General features: G+C 42.4%; 5 protein-coding genes. 4 read left to right on the forward strand and 1 reads right to left on the reverse strand.

Annotated elements, in window-relative coordinates; all coding sequences use genetic code 11:
* The first annotated feature begins 75 nt into the window (after nt 1-75).
* The 4 genes from J7J62_00730 (at nt 76) to J7J62_00745 (ending at nt 4,819) form a co-directional block, all read left to right on the forward strand.
* Entirely contained in the window at nt 76-1,197 is a 1,122-nt protein-coding gene (locus tag J7J62_00730) for a hypothetical protein (protein MCD6123685.1), read from the forward strand.
* Nucleotides 1,198-1,209: 12 nt separating this feature from the next.
* On the forward strand, nt 1,210-2,736 hold the full coding sequence (gene purH, locus J7J62_00735; protein ID MCD6123686.1) for a bifunctional phosphoribosylaminoimidazolecarboxamide formyltransferase/IMP cyclohydrolase: 1,527 nt from the start codon (nt 1,210-1,212) through the stop codon (nt 2,734-2,736).
* Nucleotides 2,737-2,801: 65 nt separating this feature from the next.
* Nucleotides 2,802-3,575, forward strand: coding sequence for a triose-phosphate isomerase (locus tag J7J62_00740; GenBank protein MCD6123687.1), 774 nt, complete (start codon nt 2,802-2,804; stop codon nt 3,573-3,575).
* Nucleotides 3,575-4,819 carry a hypothetical protein gene (locus J7J62_00745; GenBank protein ID MCD6123688.1) on the forward strand — a complete coding sequence of 415 codons (1,245 nt, stop codon included), beginning with the start codon at nt 3,575-3,577 and terminating at the stop codon, nt 4,817-4,819. Before J7J62_00740 ends, J7J62_00745 begins: the two co-directional genes overlap by 1 nt.
* A gap of 31 nt (nt 4,820-4,850) precedes the next feature.
* Here J7J62_00745 and J7J62_00750 read toward each other — a convergent pair.
* On the reverse strand, nt 4,851-7,498 hold a 2,648-nt coding region (locus tag J7J62_00750; GenBank protein ID MCD6123689.1), incomplete at its 5' end, for a VCBS repeat-containing protein.

The following is a 7,498-nucleotide window of genomic DNA, read 5'->3' on the forward strand; positions in this document are numbered from 1 at the left end:
AAGGACTTCGTCAGACCAAGAAGATGCGTGCTGGTGGATTATTTTAGGATAGTTTGAAAATATTATACGCTCGGATTGAAAATAGAATATATAAAAGTAAAAGGTTCCGACTACCAACTTGGCTATCAGCAAGGCGTCAACCTTAAGAATAAGATAAATAAAGCCTGGAACGCACTTTTGGACTCACCGGAGTTTGAAACCGTAAAACCAAAATTCGTGCCGAAAAATGTTATCGTATTCGTAGGTAAACTTCTCTCCACTTGGATAAGTAAGCCCACATTATCTGAATTCAAGTTCTTTCGCGAACGAGTTAAAGGCATATCCGATGGGTCAGGTATTGACATAGGAAAACTTTTATTCATGTACTTCGTCGAACTTGCGGGCTCCGATTCAGCGAGAGCGCTCATGGGATGTTCCAGCATTGCAGTGATACCCCCAAAAAGCGATGAACCCATATTAGCGAAAAACTTTGACTTCATAAATTCATTCCGTCCATTTAACATAATGCGCGCAAGTATACCAGATAACGGTTTTTCAAGCCTTGAATTTACCTTTGCACCATCTGCAGGGGCGCATACAGGCATGAACGAAAAGGGACTTGCTCTCACATACAATTACGGGTTCTCAACGATTCGTTTCGCTAAAGCTCCCCTTATATCGGCAAAAGTACAATATATACTGCAAAACTGCTCCTCAGTTGACGAAGCCAAAAATGTTATAAGAAATTCCAAGAATTCGTCATCCGGTATAATAACCATCGTCGATAGTGACGGCAACGCAGTATCTGTTGAGGTTAATCCTAAAGAATCAGCTGTTATTACACCATTTAACGGCATACTCGTTAATGCAAACTTATTTTACGCCAAAAGCACAAGAAAGCACATGGTCCCCTTTGACGCAGTGTACGGAGAAAAGGCTCCCGAATCATTAAGAGGGAAAAACATACAATACACAAATATTGTCCGGACAAGAAGAATCTTTTATCTCATTAACAGATACGAAAAAATAAATGCCGAAATCCTAAAAACCATATTGGCAGACCACGGACAAGAAAATTCGCCCAGCGGTAACACAATATGTCGCCATCACGAATCTTTTGGAACTCATCTCTCAATAATAATGCTTCCTAAAAGGAGAATATTACATTATTTATTCGGACATCCATGTGAGGAAAAATGGATGACGACGAAAATATAAATGGAGGCAAAAATGCCTTATGTAAAAACTGCCCTTCTTTCGGCTTTTAAAAAACAGGACCTTGAAAATTACGCATCAAAATTACTGGAATTAGGCGTGAAAATATGGGCTTCCGGTGGAACAGCTAAATATTTGTCAGAAAAAGGTTTAGAAGTCAATTCTATCGAGAAATTAACGGGATTCGACCAGCTTTTAAACGGAAGAGTCAAAACACTTCATCCAGCTGTTTTCGCTGGGATACTTGCAAGAGACACAGAACAAGACGAAAAATCACTCAAAGAAGCGGGTTACCCAAAATTCGACCTGGTGTATGTCAACCTCTATCCATTCATCGAGAACGCATTTGAAATAGAAGATGAAAATGAGCTTGTGGAACTAATTGACATTGGCGGTATAGCTCTTCTCAGGGCTGCCGCAAAAAACTTTAAGAGAACAGTTGTAGCAACCGATTATGATGACTTAAAACAAATAATTGAAACTCTTGAGAGGGAAAATTACATACCTGAGGAGATGTCCCGCAACCTAGCAGTAAAGACATTTTTCCTGACTTCATACTACGACTCAATCATTGCGAAACGATTTTGGGACGGAACACATTTCCCAAAATACATGTCGCTCGCAGGAACTAATGAAAATATGCCCGAACTAAGATATGGTGAGAACCCGCATCAATACGCTGCACTTTACATGACACATCCTGCCGAAGGCATTCCAAAAGCCGAAGTATTATGGGGCAAACCACTTTCCTTCAACAATTTCGTCGACCTCGACTCCGCATTAACGGCGGTCTTAGACTTCAAAGAACCAGCATGTGTTATAGTCAAACACAATTCACCGTGCGGAATAGCGGTTGGTAAAAAGTTAATTGATGCGTATGAAGCTGCGCTCGCGAGTGACCCATTGTCTGCATTCGGCGGAATAGTGGCGCTAAACAGAAAAGTTGATGAGGAAACGGCTGAACTGATGAGCAAACATTTTTTCGAGTGCATTGTTGCACCCGAATACGACGAACAGGCACTTGAAACGCTTAAAAAAAGGAAAAATCTGAGAATTCTAAGATTGCCTGAGTTTGTTAGAAAATGGAGATACAATGCGAAAATCATCGCTGGTGGGGTCTTAGTTCAAAACGATGACTCTGAGGAAGAACTTATCGATGATTGGCAGGTAGTTACAGATACCAAACCGACGGAAGCACAACGAGAGGACCTTATTTTTGCGATGAAAGCAGCCAAATTCGTTAAATCCAATTCGGTTGTTATAGCTAAAAATGGCGCCACAGTGGGTATTGGAGGTGGTCTTCCAAGCCGAGTGGATGCTGCAATACTTGCGGTTCGCAAAGCAGGAGACAGAGCAAATGGTGCAGTTGCTGCTTCTGATGCATTCCTCCCCTTCCCCGATACACTCTATGTGCTCGCCCAAGCTGGCGTTAAAGCACTTATACAACCGGGTGGCTCAAGAAACGATAAGCTCTCTATCGAAGCGGCAAATAAGCTCGGCGTAGCAATGGTGTTCACGGGAAGAAGACACTTCCGACATTGACGCCTAAATAACTTGCGAAATTCGAAATGTAACATTAATTATAAAAATTTCGAAAGGAGTGAGCGATGAAAAAATTTTTCGCTGGCGGAAATTGGAAAATGCGAAAGACAGTGCCCGAAACTATAAACTACATCGAGAAGTTTGCGGAAAAGATTTCTAACATTACGAATATCGACATTGCACTTTTCCCATCGTTTGTGAGTTTATATCCAGCTGTCCAGACAGTCAAGAAGCTTGGTGCACAAATATTTATAGGTGCTCAGAATATGCATCCCGAACCACAGGGAGCATTCACCGGAGAAGTCTCTGGCGAGATGATCCTTTCAGCAGGAGCGAAGATGGTCGTTATAGGGCATTCCGAACGACGCCACATTTTTGGCGAATCGGACAAATTCATAAACGCAAAACTTCGGCATGCGATAGAACTTGGACTCACACCCGTATTTTGTATAGGTGAAAAATTAGAGGAACGAAAAGCGAATAAAACAAACGATGTGATCGCGCGACAACTTGAACTGGGCTTAAACGATGTAAAACTCACCTCACCCGAAAAGCTTATTATAGCTTACGAGCCAGTATGGGCTATAGGAACGGGAGTTAATGCTACCCCCGAACAAGCCGAAGAAGCTCAATCCTTTATCCGCGAACTTATAGCCAGCCATTGGAAAAATGATTTTGCCGAGGAATTAAGAATAGTTTACGGCGGGAGTGTCAACCCTGAAAACGCACCAAAACTAATTGTAAAACCCAACATCGATGGTCTTTTCGTCGGTACTGCGAGCTTGGATGTCGAGTCGTTTACGAAAATCGTTCGAACGGTAGCCGAAGCAAGCAGATAATGTTCAGATTCCTATACAACCTTTTGTGGTGGATTGCCACCATCATCCTGGGCATTCCGTTGCTCATATACTCTGCCATAAAAGGCGAAAACATTTTACACAGACTGGGGATATATGGCGACATCCCGAAATCACCAATATGGATTCACGCTTCTTCCGTGGGTGAATCGGCAGAATCGATAAGCTTAGCAGTAGAATTAAGAAAGAGACTTGACATTCCTATTCTGCTCACATCGACCACGGTAACCGGCTATCGCAGGCTTAAATCAATCGAGGATGAAAATTGCTACGCTCGTCTTCTCGCCGCTGACAACCCTCTTATCATTAAAACTGCCATCTCAAGGATTAGACCAAGAGTAATTATAACCATCGAGGCGGACTTTTGGCTTAATAAGCTCTATTACGCAAAAAGGTTTGGAGCAAAAACCATCGTGGCAAGCGGAAAAATAGCCAGACCGACACGGAACATATTTAAAAAACTTTATTATAAAAACATTTTCGCCAACCTTGACTGCATTTACGCTCGCGACGAGGAACAAGCGAGAAACTTTTTAGGCTGGGGAGCCAGACCAGAAAAAGTCGTTGTGCTTGGAGACTTGAAAATCGTTCCTATTAATGCTCCGCCCGACACCCCCGAAAAACCTGAGCGATTCCCTATAATAGTTGCTGGTAGTGTCCGTTCAGGCGAGGAAAAAATTATACTCGATGCTTTCGTGGAGATTCGCGAAAGATTTCCTGATGCGCTTTTAATCGCTGCGCCAAGGCATCCCAATGAAGTCGAGAAGTTTGAAAAAGCTTTGTTAAGAAGAGGAATCGATTTTGCGAAAAGATCACAGACCGAAAAAATACCGACCGACAAAAGCGTTTACCTTGTGGACACAATAGGCGAACTAATAAAATTCTACGCTATTTGTGATGCCGTTATAGTTTGTGGTACATTTGTTGACTATGGAGGTCACAATCCATGGGAGGCGATATCCCTTGGCAAACCTGTGATACATGGAAAGTTTACCCGAAACAACAGCACACTCTTCCGGATTGCCGATGATTCCGGTGCTGCTTTGGAAACCTCAGCTGAAGAACTTGGCAAGAAATTAGTGGAGCTGTTTTCCTCGCCAGAGAAAATCGAAACCATGTCCCGTATTGCAAAAGAAATTTGTTTGCGACTTGGTAAAACAGCGGAAATCTATGCCAAAAAAATTGTGGAAATTTTATCCGATAATTCATCCAATGTATGCCTTTAGTTCTGCCTAATACCCCCACAAATTTCGTATTTCACCTTGCTATTGTTACCGTGCCCTCGCAAACAACCTCTCCCCTAACCATTATTATGAAAATATACACGCCTTCGGGCAGAGGGTTTCCATCATCATCTTTCCCATCCCAGTGTGCAAGTGATTTCGCATAAAAACCAGCCGGGACATCTATCTCCCTGCGCAATATGCCATGAAGGTCGAAAATTAATATTTCGGCGGGAAAGAGCCCGAGGTCGGGATAAAGAAAATGAACAAAATCATTTAACCCATCGGCATTAGGCGTAAAGGGATTAGGCTTCCTGCTGCACGAGTAGCAACTCAGAACACGACATAAATAATTTATTGTATCAGCACATAATCCACCATTATCGGCGACTATAGTAAACAGCATCGTTGTGTCAGGCACAATAGCATACATAGTGTCGAGATTTATAACTTTATCATCGGGTGTCCATTGTATTATTGCTGAATTTGCCACATTCCCCTCATAAGCTAAATCAACATGAACATAAGCTGTTTCGCCTGGGCAAACGGCTCTGTCGCCGTAGGCGTGTAAATTTATAGAGCACCATCCAATATGAGCTACACAAGTATCGCGCCCCCAATTGCAGAATGAATCCCTTGCAGCTATAATAAATACTACGGAGTCGCAACCCAATGCTTCCTCAGGAACAGTCCAATCAAACCAAAATCCATCAACAAGGACATTCCATTCTCTATCACAAAATATAACTTTTACTGAACTGGGTTCAGAACTCCAGAACGAATCGACAACTAACCAGTTAACAGAAATTATTTCTCCTGGAAGATAAGCGTGTCCAACGGGTACATGTGCTGAAATGAAAGGATTTTTTGAATCGAGAGGACCGCTTGCGACTGCTGAATCAGCTGAACCGAAAGCTCGACCTACAACTCGAACGAGCCAATTGTTACCTTCGTAGGTTATATCTTCGTTCATTATCCAGCGGAAACAATGTTTGCCCGAGTGAACTATCCCTAATCCACCTGCAGTATCAATCAATGTTCTAAACCAATCGTGTCCGGTGTGAATCCATGTTAGACCACTATCCCGGGATATATCAATCGTACATTCGAGTAGACTTTCCGGGCAATTGGTCCAAATAGTATAGCAAATCTGAACCACATTGCTATCGTTGCAATCGGTCTCCTCCCAGAACCAAACGGAATCCACGATCACGCTGCACCCTTCGCAGGGCAGGAATGTGAACTCAATTCTCTCAAGCCACGGGAGATATGCTGGATTCGAATACCAAAGCTCCGCTCTATACTGAAAATACCTGTGTCCAAGAAGCGATGCAGGTATTAAGCCGCCATCCGTTAATGTGTCCCATTCGGTCCATGTGCGGTCTATTGTGGGTGAGTCACCACTTCGCCCCAAAATTAAAACTTTCGAACCTACAGGTTCTGGCAAGCTCGGATACATGGAGGAATCGAAGTCTCTTTCATCATATGCAATCCAGCTTACAGTCCCAGCGCAAATCCCGCTTTCAAGTCCTGAATCGAAAATATTGCTTATGTACCATGCGGATTTTGAGCGGTCGCGGATATTACCAGGTTCGCGGAAAACGCCGTGGTGGTCGTTTCCAATAGTGAATGAATCACAAGTGTTGAAAGATGGCCCCCAAAAAAGATACGAATATCCTCCCAAATAACTATTTATAAAAATATCAACATTTCCGTCATTGTTAGCATCTATGACTATTCCCCCAGAAACATCTACGGGAAAAGGACCTATACTATGGCTATCAACATCAGAAAATAGCGGTGAAGCTCCTCCACTGTTGGTGTATATTTTTAGGCGAGTAAAAATCGTGAGTACATGCCCCATAAAGAATAAAATGTCAAGGTAGCCATCCCCATTGAAATCATATAAAGCAGAGCCTCCATAACAAGTTCCCGGATTAATCAAAATGGCCTCTGGAAAGTGGCCTGTCCCATCATTAAAGAAAACGAATGCTTGCCGGGGTCCCGAACCATAGTCGGTTAAAACAAAATCTATATCGCCATCTTTATCGATGTCCCCAACTGATAAACCATGATGTGTCTCAGTTGTCGGAACAGGAATAGATTCAACAATAAATGTTCTAAATCCAATATTCCTAAGCATTATAACAGCGCCATAATGTGGAGTAAGTAACAAGTCAAGGTCACCATCATTATCAAGATCTGCACTTTCTATATTGTGTACAAATCTTCTATTCAAATTAATAATACTTCTTGATGAAATAACCCAGCCATGCCTGCCTCCTGAACCACCCCAATAAATGTATGTATTTGATGGCGATGAAGCATACCCACCTAAGGCTATATCTAAATAACCATCTTTATCAAAATCCGCCACATATACATCCTCTGCGGCATCATTGGGCATGCTTGTAGCATCGTCTTCTGAAATAAGCCCGCCATTATTCCAATAAATCGTACAATATCCGGATGTATAGCCTGAGTGTATAAGTTCAGCGAAACCATCACAGTTCAAATCAGCAAAATCGCAATTTCCATTTATAGCTCCTGTGTTTATACGCTTTGAACTATCCAAACCAGATGGTCCCATATACCATATCATTATGTAACCACCAATGTCCGCCGACACAAAGTCCGGGTAACCATTATTATCAAGGTCAAATCTTGAAAACCACTCCACGC

This window comes from bacterium, from assembly GCA_021159335.1.
In the GTDB taxonomy this organism is placed as follows: Bacteria; UBP14; UBA6098; order B30-G16; family B30-G16; genus JAGGRZ01.

What these genes read in the sequence shown, in the direction of transcription:
- purH (MCD6123686.1), top strand. Translation starts at nt 1,210, where the DNA reads ATGCCTTATGTAAAAACTGCCCTTCTTTCGGCTTTTAAAAAACAGGAC.
- J7J62_00740 (MCD6123687.1), top strand. Translation starts at nt 2,802, where the DNA reads ATGAAAAAATTTTTCGCTGGCGGAAATTGGAAAATGCGAAAGACAGTG.
- J7J62_00745 (MCD6123688.1), top strand. Translation starts at nt 3,575, where the DNA reads ATGTTCAGATTCCTATACAACCTTTTGTGGTGGATTGCCACCATCATC.